This window comes from [Clostridium] cellulosi, from assembly GCF_036762875.1.
Classification (GTDB): Bacteria; Bacillota; Clostridia; order Oscillospirales; family Ethanoligenentaceae; genus Ruminiclostridium_D; species Ruminiclostridium_D cellulosi.
On sequence record NZ_JBAIZF010000030.1, the window covers coordinates 66,172 to 90,139 of the forward strand.

Annotated in this window: 21 protein-coding genes; 6 read left to right on the forward strand and 15 right to left on the reverse strand. The window is 44.8% G+C overall.

What is annotated here, in order from left to right; all coding sequences use genetic code 11:
• Positions 1-53: 53 nt before the first annotated feature.
• The 5 genes from V6C21_RS10205 to V6C21_RS10225 all read right to left on the reverse strand — a co-directional run bounded on the left by V6C21_RS10205 (position 54) and on the right by V6C21_RS10225 (position 7,035).
• Positions 54-1,100 carry an NAD(P)-dependent alcohol dehydrogenase gene (locus V6C21_RS10205; protein WP_479268968.1) on the reverse strand — a complete coding sequence of 349 codons (1,047 nt, stop codon included), beginning with the start codon at positions 1,098-1,100 and terminating at the stop codon, positions 54-56.
• A 250-nt stretch (positions 1,101-1,350) separates the two neighbouring features.
• Entirely contained in the window at positions 1,351-3,525 is a 2,175-nt protein-coding gene (locus V6C21_RS10210) for a glycoside hydrolase family 3 C-terminal domain-containing protein (protein WP_479268969.1), read from the reverse strand.
• 250 nt (positions 3,526-3,775) lie between these two features.
• Entirely contained in the window at positions 3,776-4,642 is an 867-nt protein-coding gene (locus V6C21_RS10215; protein WP_045085093.1) for a carbohydrate ABC transporter permease, read from the reverse strand.
• A 56-nt stretch (positions 4,643-4,698) separates the two neighbouring features.
• The gene (locus V6C21_RS10220; protein ID WP_479268970.1) at positions 4,699-5,583 is read right to left on the reverse strand and encodes a carbohydrate ABC transporter permease; all 885 of its coding nucleotides are present in this window, start codon (positions 5,581-5,583) and stop codon (positions 4,699-4,701) included.
• Between the two features lie 159 nt (positions 5,584-5,742).
• Positions 5,743-7,035, reverse strand: a complete 1,293-nt coding sequence (locus V6C21_RS10225; RefSeq protein ID WP_034842973.1) for an extracellular solute-binding protein — start codon at positions 7,033-7,035, stop codon at positions 5,743-5,745.
• A gap of 317 nt (positions 7,036-7,352) precedes the next feature.
• Here V6C21_RS10225 and V6C21_RS10230 point away from each other — a divergent pair, with 317 nt between their 5' ends.
• From V6C21_RS10230 to hflX, 3 genes are all read left to right on the forward strand, one after another.
• Positions 7,353-9,092: a cache domain-containing sensor histidine kinase gene (locus V6C21_RS10230; RefSeq protein ID WP_479268971.1), complete on the forward strand. Its 1,740-nt coding sequence runs from the start codon at positions 7,353-7,355 to the stop codon at positions 9,090-9,092.
• Positions 9,085-10,668, forward strand: coding sequence for a response regulator (locus V6C21_RS10235; protein WP_479268972.1), 1,584 nt, complete (start codon positions 9,085-9,087; stop codon positions 10,666-10,668). The genes V6C21_RS10230 and V6C21_RS10235 overlap by 8 nt, the downstream gene beginning before the upstream one ends.
• A gap of 110 nt (positions 10,669-10,778) precedes the next feature.
• On the forward strand, positions 10,779-12,035 hold the full coding sequence (gene hflX, locus V6C21_RS10240; RefSeq protein ID WP_479268973.1) for a GTPase HflX: 1,257 nt from the start codon (positions 10,779-10,781) through the stop codon (positions 12,033-12,035).
• A 6-nt stretch (positions 12,036-12,041) separates the two neighbouring features.
• Here the strand turns inward: hflX and V6C21_RS10245 are convergent, their stop codons facing one another.
• The 3 genes from V6C21_RS10245 to V6C21_RS10255 form a co-directional block, all read right to left on the reverse strand.
• Positions 12,042-12,422 carry an SdpI family protein gene (locus tag V6C21_RS10245; protein ID WP_034842965.1) on the reverse strand — a complete coding sequence of 127 codons (381 nt, stop codon included), beginning with the start codon at positions 12,420-12,422 and terminating at the stop codon, positions 12,042-12,044.
• A 63-nt stretch (positions 12,423-12,485) separates the two neighbouring features.
• The gene (locus V6C21_RS10250; RefSeq protein ID WP_479268974.1) at positions 12,486-12,863 is read right to left on the reverse strand and encodes an SdpI family protein; all 378 of its coding nucleotides are present in this window, start codon (positions 12,861-12,863) and stop codon (positions 12,486-12,488) included.
• 176 nt (positions 12,864-13,039) lie between these two features.
• A complete protein-coding gene (locus tag V6C21_RS10255; protein WP_479268975.1) occupies positions 13,040-14,473 on the reverse strand; it encodes an MATE family efflux transporter in 1,434 nt (477 codons plus the stop codon).
• Positions 14,474-14,758: 285 nt separating this feature from the next.
• On the opposite strand from V6C21_RS10255, the gene V6C21_RS10260 reads away from it, so the two are divergent.
• The 3 genes from V6C21_RS10260 to V6C21_RS10270 all read left to right on the forward strand — a co-directional run bounded on the left by V6C21_RS10260 (position 14,759) and on the right by V6C21_RS10270 (position 16,748).
• Positions 14,759-15,388, forward strand: coding sequence for a cyclase family protein (locus V6C21_RS10260; RefSeq protein ID WP_479268976.1), 630 nt, complete (start codon positions 14,759-14,761; stop codon positions 15,386-15,388).
• A gap of 180 nt (positions 15,389-15,568) precedes the next feature.
• Positions 15,569-16,012: a cell wall hydrolase gene (locus tag V6C21_RS10265; protein ID WP_034842959.1), complete on the forward strand. Its 444-nt coding sequence runs from the start codon at positions 15,569-15,571 to the stop codon at positions 16,010-16,012.
• Between the two features lie 130 nt (positions 16,013-16,142).
• Positions 16,143-16,748: a hypothetical protein gene (locus V6C21_RS10270; protein WP_479268977.1), complete on the forward strand. Its 606-nt coding sequence runs from the start codon at positions 16,143-16,145 to the stop codon at positions 16,746-16,748.
• A gap of 16 nt (positions 16,749-16,764) precedes the next feature.
• Here V6C21_RS10270 and V6C21_RS10275 read toward each other — a convergent pair whose 3' ends face one another.
• From V6C21_RS10275 to metA, 7 genes are all read right to left on the reverse strand, one after another.
• The gene (locus V6C21_RS10275) at positions 16,765-17,109 is read right to left on the reverse strand and encodes a hypothetical protein (RefSeq protein WP_034842957.1); all 345 of its coding nucleotides are present in this window, start codon (positions 17,107-17,109) and stop codon (positions 16,765-16,767) included.
• A gap of 172 nt (positions 17,110-17,281) precedes the next feature.
• Positions 17,282-19,009: a phospho-sugar mutase gene (locus V6C21_RS10280; RefSeq protein WP_045085098.1), complete on the reverse strand. Its 1,728-nt coding sequence runs from the start codon at positions 19,007-19,009 to the stop codon at positions 17,282-17,284.
• 25 nt (positions 19,010-19,034) lie between these two features.
• A complete protein-coding gene (locus V6C21_RS10285; protein ID WP_034842951.1) occupies positions 19,035-19,706 on the reverse strand; it encodes a hypothetical protein in 672 nt (223 codons plus the stop codon).
• A 75-nt stretch (positions 19,707-19,781) separates the two neighbouring features.
• The gene (locus tag V6C21_RS10290) at positions 19,782-20,045 is read right to left on the reverse strand and encodes a TIGR03905 family TSCPD domain-containing protein (protein WP_034842949.1); all 264 of its coding nucleotides are present in this window, start codon (positions 20,043-20,045) and stop codon (positions 19,782-19,784) included.
• A 104-nt stretch (positions 20,046-20,149) separates the two neighbouring features.
• Positions 20,150-21,319 (reverse strand): NAD(P)-dependent malic enzyme, encoded by a 1,170-nt coding sequence (locus V6C21_RS10295; protein ID WP_479268978.1) that lies wholly within the window; start codon positions 21,317-21,319, stop codon positions 20,150-20,152.
• A 33-nt stretch (positions 21,320-21,352) separates the two neighbouring features.
• Positions 21,353-22,177, reverse strand: coding sequence for a PHP domain-containing protein (locus tag V6C21_RS10300; protein WP_034842944.1), 825 nt, complete (start codon positions 22,175-22,177; stop codon positions 21,353-21,355).
• Positions 22,178-22,418: 241 nt separating this feature from the next.
• Complete coding sequence (gene metA, locus V6C21_RS10305) at positions 22,419-23,336, reverse strand: homoserine O-acetyltransferase MetA (protein ID WP_034842942.1); 918 nt, start codon at positions 23,334-23,336, stop codon at positions 22,419-22,421.
• Positions 23,337-23,968 lie beyond the last annotated feature (632 nt).

Genomic DNA, 23,968 nt, shown 5'->3' on the forward strand with positions numbered 1-23,968 from the left:
ACAAGGCCGCCGGTGTATACCACCGGCGGCCTTGTATAAAAGGGGGTAAACGGTTAGTCAAACTCAATAACGCCTTTGACCATATCTCGTGCGTTTTCGATGGAATATTTCATTGCATACTGGGTGTCCTCAAACTTAAAGAAGTTTGTGACAATCTTGCGGATAGGAATAAGTCCAGACGAAACAGCTTTTATCCCTGTCGGATAAAGATTGCGGTAACGGAAGACGGTTGAAATAGAAGCCTCTTTTGAAATCAAAGAGATGAAATCATAGTCGATCGTTGCGTCCGGAGCCATGCCGACAAGAACGATCTTCCCGCCGCGTTTTACCAAATTTACTGTTTGCTTGGTGGTAATCTTATTGCCGGCGGTTTCAAAGACCAGATCCGCTCCCTGCCCGTTCGTCAGTTTGTTTATTGCCTCTACGGTATCTTCTTTATCCGCGCGGATAACCCCTGACGCGCCGCACTCCAGCGCTTTGTCAAGCCGCTTCTCGATGACATCAGAGACGTAAACCTCTGACACGCCCATGGCTTTAAGGGACATCAGTGTAACAAGTCCGATGCAGCCAGCTCCGAGAACTACAGCCGTTTGGCCGATATGAGCGTCTGCTGTGCGGGCAGCGTGCAGGCCGACTGCGAGAGGCTCGATAAGAGCGCCTTCAACCGTATCCATGTTTTCCGGCAGTTTGAACGCCATATCAGCAGGATAAGCTACATATTCCACAAAAGCTCCGTTGTAAGGTGGGGTCGCCATGAAAACGACATCTGGGCAAAGGTTGTATCTGCCGGTTTTGCAGTACTCGCATTTGCCGCAGGTATAACCCGGTTCAAGGGTTACCTTGTCACCAACTTTGAGATGTTTTACATTTCGACCCACTTCAACGACTTCGCCGGCACTTTCATGTCCGAGTATTATCGGATCCCGGACAACAAAATCTCCGATTCGCCCGTGCTCAAAATAATGTACGTCCGAACCACATATGCCGACATGCTTGATTTTGACAAGTACCTGGTCGTCTTTCGGTGTTGGGATATCAAGCGTTTCGAACTTGATTTCGCCAACTTTGTTCATTACAGCGGCTTTCATTGTTCCGTTCATTGTGGAACCTCCTAATTTTGTATTGTGTCGGTATTATTAGTAGCCAGGTCCTGGAATTACAAATGAGATTTTGCATTGTCGGTGTACTAAGGCGTCTTAGATAAATGCTGTTATAAGATTGCCGAGGTGCTAAGATGTCAGGATAAATGCTGTTATTAAATTGTCGAGGTGCTAAGATGTCTTAGTTAAATGCGGTTGTTGTCATTATTATTGGGTGTACTAAGCCGTCTGTAAACTGCTGTTGTCAAAATCAATATTCCATCTCTAATTTTTGACCTTGAACCTCGAATTCCGCGCTGAGCGGCTCCTGGCCGGTAAGCTCTACGCTTCTCTTATCCGGCTGGCACGGGCCGACATAAACTCTGAAATAGCCCGGTTCAAGGACACGGTTTCCGTCATTGTCGATAAGCGACATCTGGCGTGGGGTCAGCTCAAATGTGACCTTTGTTTTCTCGTTGGGCTTTAGGTGTATAGGTTTGATTCCTTCAAGCTGCCAAATCGGAACCCTGACGCTTGCCTCTAAATCCTGAAGGTAGAGTTCTACGATTTCATCGCTTTCCATATTGCCGACATTTTCAACGGTTACGGTGACAGACAGATTTTCGCCTGCAGCTATGACCTTGCTTGAAAGCGACAGGTCTGAATACTTAAATTTCGTATAGCTCAGCCCGTAGCCGAAGGGATAAAGCGGTGTGCCTTTAAAGTAACGATAGGTGCGGTTTTCCATTGAATAGTCACGGAAATCCGGCAGATCATCAGTTGACTTATAGAAAGTTACAGGAAGCCGTCCTGAGGGGCTGAATTCGCCGAAGAGCAGCGAAGCGATAGCTTTTCCGCCCTCAGCTCCCGGATACCACGCCTGAATAATGGCGGGAACATGCTCCTGAGCCCAGGTTACTGCGAGCGCACTGCCTGCGAGCAGAACGAGTATAACGGGCTTTCCGGTTGCGACAACCTTTTCCATAAGTTTTTGCTGCAGACCGGGGAGCTCAAGCCCTATCTTGTCTCCGCTGTTGAAGGCGTTGGACTCGTCACCCTCTTCACCCTCAAGGGACTCATCGAGGCCGAGGCAGAGAACAACGACGTCGGAACGCTCTGCGGCGGAAACAGCTTCGGCAAGCCTGTCACCTTCAAGAGCGAGCTCTTCCGTTTTGTTTTTCCACAAATGGCATACTTCTGCGTAATATACGCGGACATCCTCACCAAGGGCGTCTTGTATGCCGTCGAGTACGGTATAATAGCGGGAAGCAGTGCCATGGTAGTTGCCTATAAGTGCGCTGCGGCTGTTGGCATTTGGCCCTATTACCGCTATAGATTTTATCTTTTTCTTATCGAGCGGAAGGATATTGTTCTCGTTTTTCAAGAGTACAAGTGTTTTCTTTGATGTTTCAAGGTTGAACTTCTTGTGTTCGGGGCAATCATTTAACTCATATGGGATATTAGCATACGGGTCTTCTCCCGGTTTTGCGAACAAACCGAGTTTCATACGGGTAACCATTAAGCGCTCAACTGCCCTGTCGATTGCATCCTCGGTTACCAGCCCTTCCTGATACGCGATGAGCAGGTTCGCGAACATGCTGCCGCAGTTGGTATCGCAGCCGTTGTTGAGAGCCATTGCTACCGATTCAATTGCGTTTTTAGTAACATGGTGGTTGACGTGAAAATCCTTAATTGCCCAGCAGTCAGAGGTCACATAACCTTTAAAGCCCCACTCTTTGCGGAGTATGTCTTTAAGCAGGGTTTTGCTTCCGCAGCAAGGTTCGCCGTTTGTACGGTTGTAGGCACCCATGACACCCTCAACCTTGGCTTCCTTCACAAGCTCGCGGAAAGCGTAAAGGTATGTTTCACGCAGGTCCTTTTTGGAGACTACGGCGTTGAATGAATGGCGTTCAGCTTCTGGGCCGCTGTGTACTGCAAAGTGCTTTGCGCAGGCGGCGGTCTTTAAGAACTTTTTATCCTTGCCCTGAAGACCTCTTACAAAAGCTTTGCCGATCTCACCAGTCAGATATGGGTCTTCTCCGTAGGTTTCATGGCCGCGGCCCCAGCGGGGATCCCTGAAAATATTTACGTTCGGTGACCAAATGGTCAAACCTTTGTAAATATCGTGATCGCCTTTGCGCTGAAATTCGTGGTATTTTGCGCGCCCTTCAGTGGAGATGACATCAGCGACCTTTTCTACAAGTTCAGGGTTGAAAGTTGCGGCAAGGCCGATCGCCTGAGGAAAGACTGTAGCGACACCGGCACGCGCTATGCCGTGAAGGCCTTCATTCCACCAGTTATAAGACGGAATACCTAACCGCTCGATTGCAGGCGAAGTATAAAGCATCTGCGAAACCTTTTCTTCGAGCGTCATGCGAGAAACAAGGTCTTTCGCCCGTTCTTCGAAGCTCAAGCTGCTGTCAAGATAAGGAAGATTGTTATCCATGCGACTACCTCCCAGGATTAGTTTGGCTAATATAAGCATTTTTATTTGAATATTGAAGAAGCCTGCCGTCCGAAGACTAAGCGGGCTTAAATCAACCAAAAACAAAATTGAGGCTTTCCTCCGCAAAATTGCGCAGGAAGAGCCTTGCTTTATAATATGGCAAATTCGCGGTCTGCCATCCGCAGACCGCGAAGGCCAAAGTGGGTAAATTGAAAAAGGGAATCCAGGTCGTATTTTCACATAAAACTTATTATCCTTTAACAGCACCGACAATAAGGGATTTTTGAACCTGTTCGCTTAAGAACGCGTAGATGATAAGGGTAGGTATTGTCGCAATCATAAGACCTGCGCCAATTGGACCCCAGTCGGTTTGATACTGTCCTGAAAGTGACATAATACCAACAGTCAGCGTTTTTATTTTTTCATCGCTGATAAATGTGTTAGCAAACATAAGTTCATTCCAAGTTGAGAGATAAGTGAAGATAGCGACTGTTGCGAGGCCTGGGCGTATCAACGGCAAAATAATACGCACAAAAATCTGATAAATGTTGCAGCCGTCTATACAAGCGGCCTCTTCAAGCTCTCGTGGAATGCTGTAAAGAAATCCTGTCATGATGAAAATGCCCATAGGAAGCGCAAATGCTACATAAGGAACAATAAGCGCAAGATGGGTATTAAGAAGTCCAAGGTTTTTAAGTATGACGAACAGCGGAAGCAATGCCGCATGGAGCGGTATCATCAGTCCCATCGTAAAGACTGTGAGCGTCACTTTGCTCAGCTTCCATTTCATGCGCACAATCGCATATGAAGTTGTCGCAATGAGTATACTTGAAACAATGATTGTCACAACTGTTATGATAAGGCTGTTCAAAAAATAGATCCCGACGTTGCCGCTGGTCATAGCAGTTGAGTAGTTAGAGAATTGCCATACCTTAGGAAATCCCAGCACATTTCCGCCGAAGATTTCAGTATTGTTTTTAAAGGAAAAAAGAAACAGCCAAAATATCGGGTATACCTGTATTATACCCCAAATTACCAGCAAAGTGAAGACTATAATTCTACCTATATGAATTTTATGAGCAGGTTTTTTAATTGCAGCTACATCTGTATTTTGCATGATAAGCTCCTATCCGCCGAGTTGAACCGGCATGTTTGAATAAGATAGTCAGATAATCAATATGTTTCATCTTTGCCAAAGAGTTTATTTATCAAAATTGTGCATACGAGGCATTCAACGATGATGAATATAGCCATTGCACTGCCGTAACCGTACTGGTATTTCGCAAATATTGTTGTGTACATAAGTGTTGTCGGCACTTCGCTTGCGTGGAGTGGCCCGCCGTTTGTAAGAACATAGATAAGGTCGAATGCTTTAAAAGAACCAATAACGGCGAAAACAACACAAACCTTTATAATCGGTTTCATCAATGGGATAGTAATTTTAAAGGCAGTGGTTGCCTCGTTTGCACCGTCTATTTTTGCTGCCTCATATATATCTGTAGAAATTGATTTTGCCGAGGCATACATAAGAAGCATATGATAACCGATGTACTGCCACAGAATGGGGACAAAAACTGCTCCGAGTGCCGTTTTTGGATTGCCAAGCCATGCATTTTGCAAAGATGCAAGGCCAATGTTCTTAAGTATTATGTTGAGAAGGCCATAGTTTGGATTATATATTTTCATCCAAAGCTGGCCGATAACAACAGTTGAAAGAATGACGGGAATAAAGAATACGGTTCTGAATGTCTTTTCTCCTTTGATGCCCCGTGCGAGAACCAAAGCGAGCAGGAGTGAGATAGGAAGCTGGATAAACACCGACAAAATTGCCAGTATACATGAGTTCCAAACTGACTTTAAGAAATCGTCGGCGTTATTTACAAATAATTTCTTGTAGTTGTCGAATCCGATAAAAATACCCTTACTTATTCCGTTCCAGTTTTGAAGGCTGTAAATAAATGAAAATAATATTGGAAGCAATACTATAACAGCGAATATCAAAAAGGCCGGAAATACGAAAAGGAAGATTGCTTTTTTATCTTTGAGCAATTTTTCCATAAACAACCTTCTAACTATTCAATAATTTATCGGCAGGCTTAATAAGAAGCCTGCTATTATAAAACTGCGGTTTTGCCCGCCGTATTATTTTCGAAAGCCTGTGTAAAATAGGGAGGATACCCCGCCGGGGTTAACCGGCGGGGATTACCCGGTTAAAAATTAACCATTAACCTGTGCTTGCATCTGTTTTGCGAATTCTTCGCCTGTAATTGTTTTGCCGAATATTCTAGCAACCAAGTCCTTATGTACCTGAGCTTTGTCACCAGTGAGGAAGATATCCCACGCCGGAACACATCCAGTCGAACCATTTACGATATTTTTCATAATCTGCTGGGTAAGCGGATCAATCTTTGATTCGTCAATGTCATCATATTTCCACATCGGGAGTCCTGCGCCAATAAGATAGCCCTGTGAAGAGAGGTTCTGTGCAAGATATTTAGCAGCTTTTACAGCCTCGTCTTTGTGCTTTGTATTAGCTGCAATGAGCAGGCAGTCACTGCCGCCTCCGATATATTCCTTAGGATCGCCTTTTCCGCCTGAAACAACCGGGAACGGAACAGCTTCAATCTTTCCTTTTACAGCAGAGTTATCAGCGTCATACTGTGCGGCCTCAAAGTTTCCGCCGAAGTACATCGCGATGTTACCCTGTGTAAATTGGGCATTGGATTCATCTCTGGTAAGACCCATGACGCCCGGATCAAAAGCTCCAGCCTTTACAAGCTCAAGGAGCTTATCGGCTGCATCAGCAAATGCTTTGTCTTCAAATGAGGCTTGGCCTGTCAAAGCTTTTGTGCAAAGATCTGCACCTGCTGTGCGAAGGGCGATCATGTCATAATACCACATGCCCGGCCACTCGTCTTTTTCGCCAAGTGCCATCGGGGTGATATTCTTTGAACGGAATGTCTTAACTGCAGTTAAGAGTTCGTCAAATGTCGTAGGAATTTTGACATTGTATTTCTTAAAGAGTTCTGTGTTGACATAAAGGGCACCAGCCTGCTGCTGATAGGGGAGGCCATAAACCTTGCCGTTGAAAGTAACGGTATCAAGGGCGCCTGGCAGCATTTTGTCTTTAGTACCGTCGTTCAGATAATCGTCAAGGGCAAGAAGTTTATTTGCCTCAACGAAAGGCTGCATGAAACCCTGTGTCCATGAATAAATGATATCAGGTGCTTCATTGGCTGAGATTGCTGTCTTGATTTTAGTTTTATATGCGTCGTTTTCGGTTGAGGATGCTTGAATTTGGATATCTGGATTGTCATCGTTCCATTTTTTAATGATATTAGCGGCCATTGACTTCTGCGGTTCAGTTGTGAAGATATTCCAGTATGTCAATGTAACTTTGCCGCTTTGCGATGATTCTGCCTTCTTGTCAGAGCTTTTGCAGGCGGTTATACCGACTGCCATTGCAGCGACAAGGAGCAGAGCGCCGGCTTTTTTTACAAACCTTTTCATTATTCACCCTCCAATTGTAAATTTATTCGGATTATCGGATGGTTACATAGTAACCCATTAGGATAAAAAGCTGAACATAATATTTTTACTAAAATAAATGATATTTTTACTTGTATTCTGTTATATATACCAAAAAGATTAATTTGTAGTAAAATATTTATGTGTAAAAGCTATCGCTTTGGTATAAAATCCATAACAATTTTGTGATACTTGTATAAGAACTTTCTATATATTAAAATATTATTACTATGCAATTTTAAGTATCGGCGATTTTGATAAATTTTTTATTGGATCACTGTTTAAGTGAGGAGAAATCAATGAAAAAATTTTTAAGATGGATTTTGAACGCAAAATTGTCGGTTAAGGTCATTGTTTATTACTTGACAGTTTTTATCCTTTTTGCGTCTCTATGTTTCTTGACATTTGAGAGGCTGAATGCAAATATGACAGAGCAAAAAATAAAACAGCTATCTTCCGACAGCGTCAATACTATCAGTTCAAACCTTGATTTGATTATTGATACGGTTAATAATCAGTCCAAAATGCTGATATCCAGTTCTGCAATACAATCGGTTCTTCGTTCAAATGGGCTTAAAGATTATACGCAAAAGCAAATAGACAATTACCTTACTGAGTTTACTAATTTCTATGAGGCCATTTCATCAATATACATATTTGATAATAACGGGCATGAGTATTACGTTGAAAATGACGATATGAAAAACCTGAGCCTTAAAAAACTTAAATCGACAGATTGGTACAAGGAACTTGACGAAAAGTTCGGAGGCTATATTCTGAAGGTAAACGCCGGCGGCGCTTTTTACAACACGAGCCGAAACTATATTTCATTGATGAGAAGAATTAACGATATCAACACACAGAAGCCCATCGGCTATATGGTGGTGAATATTTCAACAGATTATATTTACTCATCTTTCGGCAAACAAGTGAATGACACGAAAATCATAGTTTGCGACGAAAACAGGAAACCGGTTATCAGTTCCGGTAACATTGATGGCAATGAGCTGAAGCTTATTACAGAGAGTATAAAAGATGGCAATGTATCACAATACAAAAAGATAAATGGGAAACAACACATTATTGCCAGCGTAAAAAACGACTATGGCTGGACGATAGCGACCATCACCCCGATTAACGAGCTGGCCGCACAGGAACAGACGTTCAAGATATTTGTAGCTGTCCTTATGCTTATAACCTTGGTCATGTTCGCTGTCTCCATAATGTTCATATCGCTTTCGATAACAAGGCCGATAAACCGCCTTGCCAAAGCGATGAGCAGCGTGAAAGACGGAAATTTCACAGAAGTACATATTCGAAAGACCTCAGACGAGATAGGCATGCTCCAGAATGTCTATAACATCATGGTCAGGGAGATTCAAACCCTCTTTAAGGACATGGTGAACGAGCAGAAAGCCAAGCGAAAAGCGGAGCTTGAAGCGCTTCAACTGCAGATAAAACCCCATTTTCTCTACAATTCCTTTGATGCGATAAGCTCCCTTGCCCTGTCCGGGCAGAATAAAGAGGTTTACAAAATTGTCGTGGCATTAGGCAAATTCTATAAGTCATTTTTGAACAGCGGCAGCGAGACAGTCACGATTAACGAAGAACTTGAAATGATAAAGCAGTATCTGACGATACAGCTTATCAGATTTAAGGATAAGTTTACTGTCGACTGGCAGATTGACGATAACGTCAGGCCGCTGATGATACCGCGGCTGACCCTGCAGCCCCTTGTGGAAAACGCAATCAAACACGGCATAAAAGATAATCCTCAGGCAGGAATTTTGTTAATAAGCGCGGCCCTGAAAGACGGTATGGTGGTGATAAAAATTAAAGACAACGGCCAGGGCATGGACGAAATAGAATTAGAAAAGCTTTTAAACGGCGAAAAAAGCGGTGCAGGGCTCAAGATAACGAGGGAACGCTTGAAGCTTTATTTTGATTCACCTGTCTTTGAAGTAAAAAGCGAAAAAGGAAAAGGCTGTGAGGCCACAATCATTTTCCCGGCAATAAAGGAGAAGGACAATAATGAATGAAAAAATAAAGTTGATTATAGTTGATGATGAATACCTTGAAAGAAATTTATTAAAAAACTGCATAGAATGGGATAAACTCGATATTGAAATCGTGGGAGAGGCTTCAAATGCCGATGAGGCGCTGAAGCTGATTGAACAAAACCGGCCGGATATCATATTCACTGATATAAACATGCCCGTTATGAACGGACTAAAGTTCAGCAAATTGGTTAAGGAAAAGTATCCGGAAATAAAAATAGTGGTTGTCACCGGGTTTGATGATTTCCAAAACGCCCAAAAGAGCATAAAAATGGGTATTTCAGATTTTATCGTCAAACCCATTTCCGATGATGAGGTTTATAAATCTGTCCTTAAGCTGAAAGAGCAAATTGAAAAGCGCCGCAGTGACAATGAGGAATACAGCGCGTTGCGGCGGCAGTTCTTAGAAAACTTGCCGTATATTCGTGAAAAATTCTACAATGAGTTAATTCTGGGCGAATTTGATGAGAAAAAAGAATACGAGCACATGATGTTTTTGGGGATTAACCTGAGGGGAAACTTTTATCAGGTTGCTGCTATCGAATGTATCCAAGAAACTGCTGAAAACGAGGAAACCAGATTCCTTAACACCATACAGCTTTTGAACAAGGCAAGGTCATTTTTTAGAGGCATGATAGTATTCCTTGACACCATGAGCAGGATAATAGTAATTAGCAACGATGAAAATACGGACCTTTATGAGAAATGCGAAGGGTTCATGGATAAGAATATGGATGCTGATATCTGTATTGGGGTCGGCACGATAAAGGACAAGTTAAATCAGATATCAATTTCTTACAAGGAAGCGCTTGAGGCTTTGAACTACAAAGTAGCGGTTGGGAGAAATTCGGTAATACTTCACAGCAATATTAGGGCCTCAGGCAAAAAAATTTATGAAGATACGGAGAGTCTTACCGAAGAGCTGACATTCAGCATAAAATCCCGGCTGACTGATAAAGCCATTGCTGCTGCGGACGCGATACTCGACAGCATTGATATAAAAAGCGAAGGCGCAGTAAAGGCAATCAGGATAGCAGTCGGAAATATTGCTGCCCTTTGCCTCAAGACCCTTTTGGAATCCGGCAAAGACATAGACTTTATCTATAAAGAGAATATACGTGTCAACAGCGAAGTGATGAAGATTAGCACAATGCCGGAAGCCAGAGAATATGTTAAAGCCTTGATAAAAGAAACCATAGATATCTCGAACAGTGTAAATCAGCATAAAATCAGCGATATGGTCCAAGAAGTCAAAAAGTATATCGACGAGCACTATAATGACCATAACCTGTCGCTGACGTCCGTCGCGGGTAAAATGTACCTTAACCCGAGCTATTTGAGCCGCACATTCAAGAAAGAAGCCGGCATGAGCTTTATAGAATACCTTACTTCTGTGAGAATGGAAAAGGCTATGGAGCTGCTGCGGAAAGATGAGTATAGGGCTTTTGAAGTTGCCGAATTGGTCGGCATCCCTGACGCCAACTATTTTTGCAGCTGCTTTAAAAAGTATTACGGCGTCAACGTGAGCGACTTTAAGAGAGCGGATAAAAAAGCCTGACCGGTTTTAGGTTTACATATAATAAATATTACTGTTATAATACTCTTAATCATTCACCACTGTCACTGTATTAAGCAAACAGCGGGTTCAGCATGGAGGTTTAAAATTTAATGCAGCGAGCGGTATTGGTCGGAGCAAATCTTGGAGATCCCGGTTTTGAAAAATCAATGGAGGAACTTGAGGGGCTTGCACAAGCCTGTGATATCGAACCTGTTGATACCGTTGTCCAGAATCTTGAAACATTAAATGCCGGCTATTATATAGGAATGGGCAAAGTAAAGGAGATAAAGATACTTGTTGATATGTATGGGGCGGATACAGTTATATTCAACGACGAGCTGTCCCCTTCCCAGATAAGAAATCTTGAAGAAGCGCTCGGCTGCACCATTATGGACCGCACAGGGCTTATACTGGAAATCTTCGCAAGACGGGCGAAAACCCGGGAGGCAAAACTTCAGGTGGAGACCGCGAACCTGCAATATATGCTGCCGCGCCTTGTCGGGCTCAGGAAGTCCCTTGAGCAGCAGGCCGGCGGTGTAGGTACAACAAACCGCGGCGCCGGTGAAAAATTGCTTGAACTGAACCGCCGGCAGATACAAAACCGCATTTCGCGCCTTAACGCCGAACTTGACGAGATCAGCGCGCAGCGCAATACGCAGAGAAAACAGCGCAAAAAAACTGGTATACCCATAGTTTCTCTTGTTGGGTATACCAATGCCGGTAAATCAACAATTATGAACGCCCTGCTGGAGGAAACGAACAGCGAGCAGGACAAGAAAGTTTTTGAAAAGGACATGCTTTTCGCGACCCTTGAGACCTCGGTGCGCAGGATAACGCTGCCGGATAAAAAGGCGTTTTTGCTGACGGATACCGTCGGTTTTATTGATAAACTGCCTCACAATCTTGTCAAGGCATTCCGCTCGACACTTGAAGAGGCCTGTGAAGCCGACCTTATAATACATGTGGTCGACTGCTCCGACAAGGATTATAGGCGCCAGATAGAGGTTACCGAAAGGACTCTCAAAGAGATCGGCGTTTGGGGTATTCCTATAATATACGCCCTTAACAAAGCCGACAAGCTGGATATAAAGCCGGCAAGCGAACGGCCGGACAGCGTCTATATCTCTGCAAAATACAGGACAGGGCTTGACACCCTGCTCGGCCTTATAAAAAAGCGGCTGTTTGGCAATTATGTCCGCTGCAATATGCTCATACCGTATAAGGATGGGGATGTCGTCTCGTATCTGAACCAAAACGCGAATATTATACGAACCGAATATGACGGGGATGGCACAAGGCTTTCTCTTGAGTTAAGAGAGAGTGACTTTAACCGTTTCAAGAAGTTTGTGGTATCAAGGCATAAATAAAAATCGTTATATCTTTCTTCTGCCGTCATTGTCGAAGGTTTTCTTTAATGCCTTTTCAGTTGGGACTATAGAAGCAATCAGGACGAGAGTTTCGATTATCACAACGGCTAAAGTGACGTACAAGATGGTAACATCACTCTTGCCGTATATAAAAATTGTTGCCGCAAGTGATAGAAAGAACATGACAGGCCCGGTAATCGTGCATATCTTTCCGAAGTAATGGTTAGCGAATACCCAAGTGTCATTGTTTTTCATGGACATAGTTGTCCTGTATCCCACAAGGCCATTGATTTTTTTCGGCGCTCTTTTCACTAAAATGAAGCCGGCAATAGTGATAATTATCGGTATAATCGTGTTGGCAATCAGTGAAAGAATCCAATAACCCATAGTACACCATCCTTGTTTCATACTTTAGACTAAAGACGCTGAGAAGACCAGTGCCGATATTATTTATTTCCTCCTGCCGTTTTTGTCAAAGTTTTTTCTTAAAGCGATTTCAGTTAGGACTATGGAGCCAATTAAGACAATGATTTGGATTATACCGATGACTAAGATAAAATTACCGATGATATGAGTATCCTTGCCGAATGCGAAAAACGTAGCCACCAATGAAAGAACAAGCATGACGGGGCCGGCAATACGGAATACCTTTCCGATGTGGGAGTTAGCGAATTCCCAAGTGTCATCGCTTTTCGTCGACATAGCCGTTTTATAACCTGTAAAACCGCTGTCTTTTTTCGGTATTCTCTTTGTGAAGATAATACCGGTAACAGTCATAAGTATAGGTATAATTGAGTTTTCGAACAACGAAAAAATCCAAAAACCCATAACACATCGTCCTCGTTCCGTACGGTCATAGACCAAGATGCCGCGATATGTACGCTTTAAGACAGCAAGAACCGAGATAAAATTGTAAAACAGAAAAAACTCTATACAATAATTATAATTTTAGTCCAAATAAAATCAACTCCTCTTCCGAATCTACATTCGAAAGAGGAGTTTTGTCAATCTGGCTGAGTTATTGTATTTGCAGTGTTTACTTTGCACATTTCTATGCCTTTGTCTGATTTTTCATTTTCAGTGCGTTCATTTTCACTGCTTTTTAATTTCATCGAACGCAGGTCAACAAACAGCCAAAATCCAGTAATAAATGCAGAAATAGCGTCGCTTATGGGGCCGGCGTAAAGAATTCCATTCAGCTTAAAGAACTTCGGAAGTATGAGGATTAGAGGAATGAGAATAAGGATTTGGCGTGAAAGGCTTAAAATCATCGACTGTTTCGGTTTTCCTACCGCGAGGAAGTAACCTGAACCTGTAATCTGGAAGCCCACTATGGGCATGCATGACAGGAAGATTATAAGCGCGTTTGTGCCGAATGAAATCAGTTCCTTATCGGTGCTGTCAAACAGAGCAATGAGCTGCGTCGGGATAAGACGCGTAAGAATAAATCCGGCGGTTGTAATGATTGTGTTGATAATGACTGCGCAGAGCAGTGTCTTGCGGACCCTTTGATACTTTTTAGCGCCGTAGTTGAATCCGATAATCGGCTGTGCGCCCTGGTTGATGCCGATTGCGGGAAGAATCATGAGCGTGCTGAGGCTGTTGACGATACCGATACCGGAGATGGCGATGTCGCCGCCGTAAGCCGCAAGGCCATGGTTGAGCACGATTGTCAGAAAGCTGTTTGCCGCCTGGAGAACGAAGTTTGAAATGCCCAATGACAGGATTACCTTAACAATGTCGCCTTTGAGCTTCATATTGCGGGCTTGGATTTTTAAAATGTTGTCGCCGGTGAGGAAATGTATCAATATCCATGTCGTAGAAACCACCTGCGACAGAACTGTCGCAAGGGCGGCACCGTGCATTCCCATATTTAGCACGAATATAAAGATCGGTGCAAGGATTACATTCATGACTGTACCGATAAGCATTGTCAGCATAGCTGTAACAGGTTTGCCCTCGGCTCTTATCATGTTGTTGAGGCCGAAACCGATCATCTGGAAGACCGTGCCCAGGACGATGATGCCCATGTATTCCCTGGCGTATGGAAGAACCTCATTGCTTGCTCCGAAAAGCCTGAGCAGTGGGTCGAGGAATATAAGCATAAAGGCTGTGAAAAGCAATGAGACGATAATCAGCAATGAAAAAGCGTTTGCAGCGATTTTTCGCGCGCCGGCTTTGTCGCCCTCTCCGAGCTTAATTGAGATGTTCGCGGTGGCACCCATGCCGACGAGTCCGCCGAAAGCCATTTGAAGCTGCATTATCGGGAATGCGACGGTTATAGCCGTAATGCCGAGAGCACCAATACTATTTCCAATAAATATACGGTCAATAACATTATATAAAGCAGCTACTATCATCCCTATGATTGAAGGGACGGAGAATTCAAGAAGGAGGCTGACAATGCTCCGATTGCCTAATTTTTCGGATTTGTCCATCTCGAGTATCACCCTTTTCGGATCCTAATTATCTATCGTAAAAAATCCGCAGCAGATACTTGAGCAGATCCGCTGCGGTGTTTGTATTATAATTTAGGAATAATCGATATCTATTATTATACTCGGAGTAGAGAATATAATCAAGCAGAAAAAATAGTGTGCAGATGGCTCGTTTTTTGTTAAAGATGACACTTGATAAGTGTTATAATTAATTTTTAATAGCCAAGTTACTGCTGAGATTTTGTGCGGCGGAGTAAATAAAATGATATATAAAAGGTGAAGACGATGAAGATTATAGATATATCGGTAAAGGTACCTGAAGCGCCTGTCTATCCCGGCGACCCTAAAACGAAACTGTTGAGCGTTTCAAGCATAAAGGATGGCGATATCTATAACCTGACGGAAATTACGATGAGCGCCCATGCCGGCACTCATGCGGACGCACCGCTTCATTTTATCGACGGCGGCAGCAGCATTGACAGCCTTTCCCCGTCGAAATTTTGCGGCGAGGCCCGGGTTGTCACCATATATAAAAAGGAGGGCAATATAGAGAAAAATGACCTTGTCCCTTTAAAGCTAATGAAGGGCGAGCGCATACTCTTTAAAACGCGCAACTCCGTTGACGGGCATATCACAGATAAGGAGTTTTATAAGGATTTCTGTGCCTTGTCCCCCTCGGCGGCACAATACCTCGTGGATTCAGGCGTTGCCCTTGCCGGCATAGATTACGCGAGCATAGGCGCGGGTGGCAGCATAGCCGAGACCCACAGGATCCTGTTGTCTGCCGGTATTGCGGTGCTCGAATGGCTCAATCTTGAAAAAGTTTGCGACGGCAATTATTTTCTCAGCGCCGCGCCGATAAAGATTGCGGCGGAGGGCGCACCCGCAAGAGCACTGCTTTTTGTTAAAGACTGAGGGACAATCTTCATAATTGAGAATTAAAATGCACTTTTTAAGGGGAAACCGGCATGGTTTCCCCTTTTTCGTGCGTTTTTTAATTTTTTGGCTGTAACATATTTTAATTTTATAAGTATAATGCTATGAAGTCAAAAAAACCGAATTGTGTTCGGGCTCAAATGGAGGTTGATATGTCTTATGCCCTTTTCAACCAGGGAACTGTTTGCCAGGGTTATTCAGTGCGAAGCCGGCGGTGAAGGCGATGTCGGTATGAAAGCTGTTGCTGTTACCATAATGAACAGGGTACACGTCCCATATGGTGAATATTTCAGAGTATGTCAAGGTGACCTCAGAAAAGTAATCTTCCAGCCGGGCCAATTTGATTGTGTAAGGGATGTTGTCGGTGGTCAGGTAAACTATCAGACAATATATAATATGAATCCGCAAGAGATACATTATGAGATAGCCGATTGGGCGCTCGGTGGCGGGGGCATGGGCGCGATAGCAAATTCACTTTGGTATATGAATCCGTTTAACCCTCAATGCCCGACCTATTTCCCGTATAACGGCAACGGTGTAATACAAACCCGCATTAATAACCACTGCTTCTTTATACCGACGCAGCAGTACGCCTACTCGTAAATTTTCGCAAATCTAAGGCGCTGGCATATGACTGCATGCGGATAAAACAACTGAACTGCTTAAAAAGGCGGTTATATGCGTTTACCGTATATCAAGGGCAATTTATATTATAACTTCAGGAGATGGTTTAATGAATACGTCAAATCAGGGAAAAGCACCATGTTCATGTCAGGCGGGTCAGGACCAAGACATGTTTAAAGATACCCTTTCGCAGAATTTAGCGGCTCATTCCAACGGCAACGTCTTGTTAGGGCCTTTGGCGCAGGACGCTTTGCTGTCAGGTGTAGGCGGCGGGCCCTATTCCACTGCTGGGACGATGGGCATGCAGCCGGCACAAAGAACTGTTCAAAGTGGCGCACAGCCTTCCGGGACGATGGGAACAGCCGGTGCCGTGGGGGTCCAGCAGGGATTTCCCTTTGACGGCGGCATGCAGCCCGGCCCCACCTCTGCGGGGGCACAGCAGGGCACCGTTCCCCAGAATCTAATGCCGATAACGCCGCTGACGGAGCCAATGCCTCAAACGATGCAGAATGTAATGTTCTTAAACGCTGCTTTGCGCACCCAGATTGGGAAAAGGATAACGGTCAGTTTCCTTATCGGAACGAACACATTCGTCGACAGGACGGGTACCCTCCTTTCCGTCGGGGCAAATTACATATTGTTGCTTGAAACAGACACAGATGATTTAGTGTTCTGCGATTTCTTTACCATCAAGTTCGTAAGAATATACAGATAACAAAAAAGGTTCCCGATTATGGGAACCTCTTTTTATTAATGTTGTTTCTCTGGCGCTCAAGCTCTTCTTTTAATATATCGTATACATCCTCAAGCGGCAGCTTTTGTATGCCTTCTCTCAAGGATGATTCGGCCTCTATTTTTTCAGCCTCTGTGCTTTTGGCTGTATTCTCGAGTACCTTTTGCTTCGCAACGTTTGACATGGCCTGGGTTTTGAGGGTTTCATACTGCTCAATGCTCATAACAACCATGTCCCCGTACCCGTCTTTTGTCAGAAATACAGGTTCATCCTGAGAATGGCATAGCTTTGATATCTTCAAAGGGTCTTCAATAAGTTCAGAAATCGGCATTATATTTGCCATTAAAGAGACCTCCCATTGCCAATGTATTACAAATCAAATACCTGCCGCTGTGAAGACAAAGCCTGTCCGATATGGCAGCCGTTTGTGCCGGTTCGAGCTTTATAAGACAAGCCGAAGCAGAAAGGAAAACGGGTGATTTAATGAAGAAATGCGGCTGGTTTAGATAAAAGCGTTATTGGAGAAGTTTGCGCATTTCTGTTTCATAACTGTCAAGAAGAGCAGCGGTTTCCTGCTGGTTTTTGCCGCTGACAAGTAAATAGAGCTTCACCTTAGGCTCAGTGCCTGACGGGCGCACAACAACAAAATTGCCGTCGCAAAGTTCATAATAAAGCACGTTCGACGCGGTCAGCCCGGTAGGTGTTTTTTCGCCGGTTTCAAGGTCGACGCGCTCGCCGCTTAAATAGTCCCTGACGGCCTTGACCTTGACGCCGTTTATCTCGCGGGGCGCCTCGCTTCGAAGATCAGCCATCATCTTCTTCATACGGTCCTGTGCGCCGTTGCCTGTAATCTTTATGCTGATTGTCCGCTCAGCGTAGTATCCGTATTTTTTATACAGGGCTTCTATGGCGTCATAAAGTGTCATGCCCTTGTTCTTGTACCACACCGCCATTTCCGCGATGAGCATGGAAGCGACGACGGCGTCTTTGTCCCTTGCGTAGGTGCCGGCGAGATAGCCATAACTCTCTTCAAAGCCGAAGATGTAAGTATGGCTGCCTGTCGCCTCGAATTCCTTAATCTTTTCACCAAAGAATTTAAAACCTGTCAGCACGTTGAATATCGCCACATTGTTGCGGCGGCAGATTTCTTCCGTCATGCGGGTCGAAACGATGGAAGTGACGACCGCGGCGTTTTCCGGCAGCGTACCGTTCTGCCGGCGCGCCGAGATGATATAGTCAGTCAGCAGTACGCCCACCTGGTTGCCGGTAAGGCTCACATATTCGCCGTCGGAGTTGCGAACGACGATACCAACGCGGTCGGAATCGGGGTCTGTGCCGATTATCAGGTCGACATCTTCCTTTTTAGCAAGCTCAATGGCAATCTTAAAGCCTTCCTTGTCCTCTGGGTTAGGAGATTTCACGGTCGGGAAGTCTCCATCGAGAACCATCTGTTCAGGAACACATATGATATTTTCAAAGCCGAGGCGGTGAAGCACTTCCGGAACAAGCCTGTACCCTGCCCCATGGAACGGGGTATATACGATTTTGAAGTCCTTGCAGGCCCGTTTGACATCTTCAGTGCCGACCGACTGGGCGAGAACATTCTTAAGATACCTTTCGTCAAAATCTTTTCCTATATAATTGACAAGTCCCTTTTCTTCCGCCTCTTTAAGGGGCATAGTTTTTACATCGTCAAAGATATCGGTTTTGCGTATTTCCGCAAGCACCTTGTCGGCGTTTGCCGGGGACAACTGTGCGCCGTCCTCCCAATAGACTTTGTAACCGTTGTACTCCTTCGGGTTATGGCTTGCGGTAATATTGATACCGGCTATGCAGCCGAGTTCCCTTACGGCAAAGGACAGTTCCGGGGTCGGGCGCAGCTCATCAAATACGAATGAGCGCACGCCGGCAGCGGCGAGTACGCTTGCCGCTTCGAGTGCGAATTCACGCGACATATGGCGGCAGTCGTGGGCAATCGCTACACCGCGGTTTGCGGTATCTTTGCCAAGCGACGCAATCATATTTGCAAGGCCCTGAGTAGCCTGCCTTACCGTAAAAATATTCATCATCGAAAGTCCTGCCCCGAGAATTCCGCGCAGGCCTGCTGTACCGAATTCAAGGCGGCTGCCGAACCTTGCTTCAATTTCTGATTCATTACCTTTTATGCCCTCGAGCTCCCGCCTGTAATCTTCTGTCATCAGCGGGCTCTTAAGCCACCTTTCATATTCCCGGATACTATCCATTAATTTTGCCTCCATTTCAACATTGTTACTGTATTAGATTAAATGATTTAATGGTATTCAGTGTAACGTCTACAAAGCGCATGTAGAGAGCCTTGCCCAGTTCCTCCACAACGCTGTCGCCACTTTTATCGGCAAGCATCGCAAAGGTTTGGCCGATGCATGTATCCACGTCGCCGCCGCGGCGGGCGCAGAGCGTATAGAAGGAAAAAGAGCCAGATTTGCCGATATCGTCATAGAATTCGGGCATCGATGTTTTCAGAGTGTCATAAAAGACGTTTATTACCACTCCCTGAAGTATCTGACTTTTGATATTGGTTTCCACTGTATTTATAACCGCGAACGCCAGAAGCAGCCTTCTTTGCTTTCGCAGATTGGCGTCCTCCAAAACATCTTCGCCGAATGACGATTCACCGTCATGGCTGATTAGTTTTTGGGCAAGTGCAGCGCCGAGAGACCGCGCTTTTTCAAGATTGCCGTTTTTGCGATGGATTTCAAGTTCGCTGACCTGCGTTTCTACAGCCTTTTCCTCATCTTCGGAGGGTTCTTCGCCGGCTATTTTGATGTCACTGTCATCCTCATTATCTTGGTCCATAAAGCAGAGTCCAGCGAGCTTGGCTTTTGGGCGCAAGACCGCGGCCTTAGCTGCGTAAATGGCGCATAAAGTTATTATGAGCACCATGACAATAAAAATATCCATAGGCGAAACCTCCGTCACAAAAATCGTGTTATATTTTTGAGACAAGAAAATACGGCTTATGGCATATAGAAACTGTTATGACGCCAGTTTGGAATTGGCAAGGGCTTCTTCCAGAGCGGTGGCGAGCTGGTCAGGACAGGAAGTGTCCTTAAAACCGCATTTTATACCTTTGAGACGTTTTATGACATCTTCAACTTTCATACCTTCAACAAGGCGGCTGACACCCTGCGTGTTTCCGTGGCAGCCCCCTTCAAAGCTTACCTTGGTTATTATGCCATCTTCTATTACTATATGTATTCTGCGCGAGCATACACCTTTCGTTGTATAATTAATTTCCATTTAAACACCTCGTTAAAAACATGTCCGATGAATTTTAAATTATTCCCTATGGCCGTGCATAGTTTCAGTTTCATGTACTGTAGGAAAAAGCGAGTTATGTATTTTTAAATCCTTGCAAGGCCTTCCTTTTTCGCTTCGTCGGCAACAGCGTCGGCGACAGCTTGGGCAATCCGCGAATCGAACGGCTCAGGAATCACAATGCCTTCCGACAAGGATTTTTCATCGACAAGAGCAGCAAGCGCTTTTGCAGCCGCAATCTTCATTCCGTCCGTAATATCTCTTGCCCTGACCGCCAGTGCGCCTTTAAATACGCCCGGGAACGCAAGTACGTTGTTTATCTGGTTCGGGAAATCCGACCGTCCCGTGCCGATTACCTTTGCGCCGCCTGCCTTTGCCTCGTCGGGCATTATCTCAGGAACAGGGTTTGCAAGGGCAAAGATTATCGGGTCTTTCGCCATAGAGCGCACCATCTCGCTGGTGACCAGCCCCGGCCTTGACACGCCGACAAACGCGTCGGCGCCTTTCAGCGCATCGGAAAGCGTGCCGGTTATGCCGGATTTGTTGGATATCTCGCTCATCTGCAATTGTGCGTTGTTTAAGGCGTTATCTTTCGTGACGACTCCGTACTTGTCGCACATGACAAGGTCACCGACACCGAGCTTGAGCATAAGGCGCCCGATGGCGATACCGGCGGCCCCTGCCCCGTTTATTACGACTCTTATATTCTTTATGTCTTTGCCGACAATCTTAAGAGCGTTAGTTAAGGCAGCGCAGGCAATTATCGCTGTCCCGTGCTGGTCGTCATGGAAAACAGGTATCTGAAGCCGCTCCTTAAGAAGGCGCTCGACCTCAAAACAGCGGGGAGCGGAGATATCTTCGAGATTAATACCGCCGAAGCTCGGCGAAATGAGTTCCACAGTGCGGACTATTTCATCGACATCCTTTGAGCCTATGCAGATTGGAAAAGCGTCCACGCCCGCAAAGCGCTTGAAAAGGACACATTTGCCCTCCATAACCGGCATTGCGGCTTCGGGGCCGATATCGCCGAGTCCCAAAACAGCGGTGCCGTCGGTGACCACTGCAACCATATTCCAGCGTCGTGTAAGCTCAAAAGATTTGTCGGGGTTATTCTTGATTTCAAGACAGGGCTGGGCTACACCGGGTGTATAGGCCAGCGACAGGTCATTGCGGTTCTCAAGTTTGGGGGTCGGTGTAATTTCAATTTTGCCGCGCCACTCATAATGTTTTCTTAGTGCCTCTTCTTTAATATCCATAATTCCTCCGCAATAGTACAATTGACATCTTTGTTATTCAAAACGCTCGAGAAGCTTGTCAAGTTCATCAGTTTCAGCGAGTTTTGTACCGAGCGGCGTTACCTTTGAAGAGGTCATGCCGTGAAAATCGGAACCGCCAGTTCTTATAAGATGAAACCGTTCAGCCGCCTCATATGCGCGTTTTGTATCCTCGTCCGACAGACGTGGGTGCCAGACTTCAATGCCGTCCAGCCCGAGCTCTACAAGTTCACTGATAATCTCGAAATTGTCGTAGACCCCCGGGTGGGCAAGAACCGCCGCACCGCCTGCTTCTTTAATAAGGCGGATTACGTCCCTAAAGTCGGGCAGTTCAAACTCTATAAGTGCCCAGCCGTTCTTTTTTGAAAACAGAGAGCGGTAAAGGTCACCGAACACTGACATGGAATAGCCCATGTCCATAAGCGCCATAGATATATGCTGCTTGTAAAGCGCCTTGCTTTTTCCAGCGTATCTCTTAACTATCTCTGGGGTTACGGGATACCGCGATGAAACCCTTTCTATCATTTTGAGGGTTGCCTCAGTCCGCTTTGCAAGCGTTTCGCGGCACATTTCAAGCAGATGCTCCGGCTTTTTGGGCATATAGCAGAGCAGATGTACTTTTTTATCGTGGTCATAATCATAAGCGGAAACTTCCATGCCAGGTATAACCTTGACTCCCGCTGATTTGGAGAGTCGGACAGCTTCCGGGATTCCGTCCATTGTGTCATGGTCGGTGAGTGCAATACAGTTTATGTTTAGCCTTGATGCCAAATCAACGATATTTGAAGGCTCCATGGAACCATCAGATAGGCATGAATGGCAGTGCAAATCTCCGGACAAACAATCACCCCGGTATTAGAATAAAGTGCCAAATATAGAATTTTTAATATTTCCTCGTTTATTATACATTAAAATTGATGTATTATCAATGAAACAAAATAGGCATACATAAAAGATAAAGATATAGAAATCAGCAGTTTTCGGCTTTTGGTATCCCAAAACGACACAAAAAAACAGTCCCCTTAAATTTATGCCTGAAAAAATGATTTTTAGGCACCTTTAAGGGACTGTTTTTGCTGTGTTATTTGACGTCGGTGAAATCATATGGTGTTTTCTGATAAACAAAATAATTAAGCCAGTTAGAATAAAGGAGGTTTGCATGGCTGCGCCATCTGACGGCGGGGGTACATGAGGGGTCATCGTTCGGGAAATAGTGTTTCGGGACGTCAATTTTAAGTCCCTTTTTTATGTCTCGGAAATATTCGGTGGCGAGAGTATCCCGGTCATATTCGCAGTGACCCGTTACGAAAATACGGCGGCAGTCTTTGTCTGCCACAAGATATATTCCGGCTTCACTTGAATCGGAGAGGATCTCTATTTCCGGGACCTTTTCGATATCTTCCCGCCTTACTTCTGTATGGCGTGAATGTGGCACCAAAAATACTTCATCAAAACCGCGCATGAGAGGATGGTTAGGCATAAGGGTACGGTGTTCAAAAACCCCGAACATCTTTTTGGGAAGTTCATGTTTGGGAATACCGTAGTGATAGTAAAGCCCCGCCTGCGCACCCCAGCATATATGTAAAGTTGAATACACGTTGGTTTTGGACCACTCCATTATTTCACAGAGTTCCTGCCAATAATCGACTTCTTCAAAGGGAAGCAGTTCGACAGGTGCGCCGGTGATAACCATGCCGTCGTATCTTTTCTTTTTTATCTCATCAAAGGTTTTATAGAATTGAAGAAGATATTCGGATGGGGTGTTTTTAGACACATGGGTTGCGGCCTGCAATAGCTCGACCTCGAGTTGGAGCGGCGTGTTGCTTAATAGGCGAAGCATCTGCGTTTCAGTAACAGATTTGGTTGGCATGAGGTTGAGTATAAGTATTTTCAGCGGACGTATATCTTGATGCACAGCTCTATTCTCCGTCATAATAAATGTATTCTCTTTTTCTAGCGTAGCTATGGCTGGAAGCCCATCAGGCACTTTTATTGGCATTTCACGCACCTCTATTAGTACACAACTGCTGAACAACTTTGTTCTTATATATAAACAGTAGCGTATGTTCAGTATATAGTAAGTCAATATACGTACAATAAGTATATCAGATATGACTTTTTGTTTCAATAATAAACAACCCTGCAGCTTCACCCAAAAAAGCGTAAAGAAAGAGAAAAAACTGTTGACAGTGGGGAATGATTTTGATATGATAAATGAGCGCTCGGGAGAGCGGGCCTGAGAGGGCCTTAACTGAGGGCGCACACCGCACAAGAGAATACACAATTTGCCGCTTGCAAAGTTCAGTTTGATATGATAGACTGAACGTCCTGCGAAAGAGCAGATAGAAGATGAAAATATGGCAAGAAATTGTGTATTGACAAACGAAGCGGGATAAGATATAATAAATATCCCGCCGCGGAAAAACGGGCGGTGGAGAAACCGCGAGAAGACACAGAAAAAAGGTGTTGACAAACGGTTTCGAGTATGATATACTAAGCGCCGTGCCTCAAAGAGAGCGAGGCAAAAACCGCGAAGAAACGACAACAAGGTACTTGACAAGCGGAATATGGTATGATATACTTTCAATTACTGCCGCTAAGGCAGATGGGACCTTGAAAATTAAACAACGT

Bases quoted from the DNA above. Each gene is read 5' to 3' on its own strand.
- V6C21_RS10295 (WP_479268978.1), bottom strand. From the start codon at position 21,319: ATGGATATTAAAGAAGAGGCACTAAGAAAACATTATGAGTGGCGCGGC.
- V6C21_RS10245 (WP_034842965.1), bottom strand. From the start codon at position 12,422: ATGGGTTATTGGATTCTTTCACTGATTGCCAACACGATTATACCGATA.
- metA (WP_034842942.1), bottom strand. From the start codon at position 23,336: ATGCCAATAAAAGTGCCTGATGGGCTTCCAGCCATAGCTACGCTAGAA.
- V6C21_RS10215 (WP_045085093.1), bottom strand. From the start codon at position 4,642: ATGCAAAATACAGATGTAGCTGCAATTAAAAAACCTGCTCATAAAATT.
- V6C21_RS10280 (WP_045085098.1), bottom strand. From the start codon at position 19,009: ATGGATAGTATCCGGGAATATGAAAGGTGGCTTAAGAGCCCGCTGATG.
- V6C21_RS10290 (WP_034842949.1), bottom strand. From the start codon at position 20,045: ATGGAAATTAATTATACAACGAAAGGTGTATGCTCGCGCAGAATACAT.
- V6C21_RS10255 (WP_479268975.1), bottom strand. From the start codon at position 14,473: ATGGACAAATCCGAAAAATTAGGCAATCGGAGCATTGTCAGCCTCCTT.
- hflX (WP_479268973.1), top strand. From the start codon at position 10,779: ATGCAGCGAGCGGTATTGGTCGGAGCAAATCTTGGAGATCCCGGTTTT.
- V6C21_RS10220 (WP_479268970.1), bottom strand. From the start codon at position 5,583: ATGGAAAAATTGCTCAAAGATAAAAAAGCAATCTTCCTTTTCGTATTT.
- V6C21_RS10230 (WP_479268971.1), top strand. From the start codon at position 7,353: ATGAAAAAATTTTTAAGATGGATTTTGAACGCAAAATTGTCGGTTAAG.
- V6C21_RS10275 (WP_034842957.1), bottom strand. From the start codon at position 17,109: ATGGCAAATATAATGCCGATTTCTGAACTTATTGAAGACCCTTTGAAG.
- V6C21_RS10270 (WP_479268977.1), top strand. From the start codon at position 16,143: ATGAATACGTCAAATCAGGGAAAAGCACCATGTTCATGTCAGGCGGGT.
- V6C21_RS10225 (WP_034842973.1), bottom strand. From the start codon at position 7,035: ATGAAAAGGTTTGTAAAAAAAGCCGGCGCTCTGCTCCTTGTCGCTGCA.
- V6C21_RS10250 (WP_479268974.1), bottom strand. From the start codon at position 12,863: ATGGGTTTTTGGATTTTTTCGTTGTTCGAAAACTCAATTATACCTATA.
- V6C21_RS10260 (WP_479268976.1), top strand. From the start codon at position 14,759: ATGAAGATTATAGATATATCGGTAAAGGTACCTGAAGCGCCTGTCTAT.
- V6C21_RS10205 (WP_479268968.1), bottom strand. From the start codon at position 1,100: ATGAACGGAACAATGAAAGCCGCTGTAATGAACAAAGTTGGCGAAATC.
- V6C21_RS10285 (WP_034842951.1), bottom strand. From the start codon at position 19,706: ATGGATATTTTTATTGTCATGGTGCTCATAATAACTTTATGCGCCATT.
- V6C21_RS10235 (WP_479268972.1), top strand. From the start codon at position 9,085: ATGAATGAAAAAATAAAGTTGATTATAGTTGATGATGAATACCTTGAA.
- V6C21_RS10265 (WP_034842959.1), top strand. From the start codon at position 15,569: ATGCCCTTTTCAACCAGGGAACTGTTTGCCAGGGTTATTCAGTGCGAA.
- V6C21_RS10210 (WP_479268969.1), bottom strand. From the start codon at position 3,525: ATGGATAACAATCTTCCTTATCTTGACAGCAGCTTGAGCTTCGAAGAA.